Below are 2,133 nucleotides of genomic sequence, written 5' to 3' on the forward strand. Positions count from 1 at the left end.
ACACACACCGGCAGCTGGAAGCTCATGTCATCCTCGGGTGTGGCCCCGTGCCACTGCCAGCGGGGACCCGGGACGGGCTCGATGCCCTCTATCGCCTCGGTCAGGCTGCCGGTAAACACCAGGCGGCGCATTTCGCCGTCGGTAACGATTTCGAGTCCGACCGCCTCCTGGAGGGCGATGGCTTCGTTGACCGCCCGGTCTTCAACGCGTTTGAAGTCGGGCAGGGACAGCTGGCCCTGCTGCCAGTCCTGGCGGGCCTGGTGGAGATAGGCCGGACGCAGCAGCGAACCAATGTTCTCGGCGCGGTAGGGTGGGGACACGGCGGACCTCCTTAGGCCAGATGATAGCGCATCATGCCCGAGCCGCAGCCCATGGCGTTTTCGTACATGAGGACCTCACCCTTGGCCCCGTTGACCGCGCCGGCAATGGCAATCCAGTTGCGGATCTCGTGCGTTCCGTTGCCCCGGGCGTCCATCTCGGCGTCCGTAATAGCGCACAGCGCCGGGCTGTTGTCGCACAGCATATCGAGCAGCCTGGTATCAAAATCTTCATCAACAATGCCCATATCCGGGGTGCCGACGGCGTGGGACAGGCCGCCCGTGCCGAGCAGGGCAACCCGGCGGGGGCTGTCCCAGGCCCGAATCGCGTCACCGACCATGCGTCCGAAATCATAGCAACGCTTGACGCTCGGCAGCGGCGGCAATACGCAGTTCTGAATCAGCCACACATAGGACAGATCCCAGTCCGGGGTCATGTGGTGCAGGCAGGTCAGAAAGCCGTGGTCCAGCCCGGCCTCGCCGATGCGGGTCAGGTCAAAGCCGTGTTGCAGGCCGTCGTGCAGAATCGCTTCGGCCAGCTCGGGCAGGCAGTTGACGGTGATGCTGTCACACGGCACGCCGAGCCAGTTTTCTGACGGACCGCGACAGGTTTCGGCCGCGACCACGCCAAAGGACGGGTAGTGACGCGGGCTGAGCGCGTTGAAGTGTTCGTCTGAGACGACGACCACGGTGTCGGCGCCCGAGTCCTGGAGCGTCTGACGCAGGGCGGTAAAGCCGCGTTCGAACTTTTCCCACATGGGGGCTTCGACCCGGGCCGGACCCGCCATCAACAAGGGGTTATGGACGGAGCCCATAGCCGCAACAATCTGTGCCATTGTGTCCTCCGTGTCTTAGTGGGCGGCCGGGCCCTTGTAGCCCGTCGCCTGCTGCACCTGCTGCACGTATTGGCCGAGGTCGAGGTGGATGGTGAAGGCGTACTGGGCCAGGATATAGGGATGGACGCCCCGCACGTACAGCCAGCCCATGTCTTGGGCTTTGAGTTTTTCCCGCTCTTCGTCGCTGAGTCCATATTGGGCCGAGACGGCGTCTGGATCGTGATTGTAGCGGGCGAGGGCTTCTTCCGAACGGAAGAGGTCTGACAGCATGATATTCAAGCTCTGTGCGCTCATAGTCCCTCCTCTCAATCTGCATTCTGGTATAGTCAGGACGGGCGTGTCAATCAAGAAGCATGTGTCCGCATAGGGACGGACAATGCCCGAAGAGGAGAGAACACCGTGAATCAGCTCAGAGCCTTTGTTGTGTTGGGAGTGCTGCTGGCCGCGCCGGCTGCGGCCGCGCCGGTCGTGCTGGAGTGCGGAAAGGTGGTTGATGTCAGAGCCGGAGCCGTCAGGCAGGCGGTCAGCATCCGGATTACGGGCAACACGATTGAGCAGCTCGAGCCGGGCTATGCGACGCCGGATGACGGTAGCGAGGTGGTTGATCTGCGTGCCCATACCTGCCTGCCGGGCCTGATTGACGCCCATACCCACATCTCTTCGCAGCTGAGTCAGCGGTCGTATACCGAGCGCTTTCGGCTGAATCCGGCCGACTATGCGCTGCGGGCGGCCAGCCATGCCAGGACGACGTTGCTGGCCGGGTTTACCACGATTCGCGATCTAGGCGACCGCTATAATGTGACGGTCTCGCTGCGCAACGCCATCAACCAGGGGGTGGTCATCGGCCCGCGGATCTATACGGCGGCAAAATCGCTGGCCACAACCGGCGGCCATGCCGACCCGAGCAACGGGCTGCGGATGGATCTCAGCGGCGATCCCGGTCCGCGCCAGGGCGTGATCAACAGCCCCCAGGATGCCCG

Annotated in this window: 4 protein-coding genes; 1 reads left to right on the forward strand and 3 read right to left on the reverse strand. The window is 63.5% G+C overall.

The window, feature by feature from the left end; genetic code table 11:
- The 3 genes from J4F42_17925 to J4F42_17935 all read right to left on the reverse strand — a co-directional run.
- Positions 1–320 (reverse strand): hypothetical protein (locus tag J4F42_17925; protein MCE2487397.1); only part of this gene is annotated, 320 nt, incomplete at its 3' end.
- Positions 321–331: 11 nt separating this feature from the next.
- Entirely contained in the window at positions 332–1,153 is an 822-nt protein-coding gene (locus tag J4F42_17930) for a hypothetical protein (protein MCE2487398.1), read from the reverse strand.
- Between the two features lie 15 nt (positions 1,154–1,168).
- Positions 1,169–1,447: a hypothetical protein gene (locus J4F42_17935; protein MCE2487399.1), complete on the reverse strand. Its 279-nt coding sequence runs from the start codon at positions 1,445–1,447 to the stop codon at positions 1,169–1,171.
- Between the two features lie 105 nt (positions 1,448–1,552).
- Here J4F42_17935 and J4F42_17940 point away from each other — a divergent pair.
- Positions 1,553–2,133: amidohydrolase family protein (locus J4F42_17940; GenBank protein MCE2487400.1), on the forward strand; the 581-nt coding region annotated here is incomplete at its 3' end.

The sequence above is a fragment of the Desulfurellaceae bacterium genome (assembly GCA_021296095.1).
Lineage (GTDB): Bacteria > Desulfobacterota > Binatia > Bin18 > Bin18 > JAAXHF01.

What these genes read in the sequence shown, in the direction of transcription:
- J4F42_17930 (MCE2487398.1), bottom strand. Translation starts at nt 1,153, where the DNA reads ATGGCACAGATTGTTGCGGCTATGGGCTCCGTCCATAACCCCTTGTTG.
- J4F42_17935 (MCE2487399.1), bottom strand. Translation starts at nt 1,447, where the DNA reads ATGAGCGCACAGAGCTTGAATATCATGCTGTCAGACCTCTTCCGTTCG.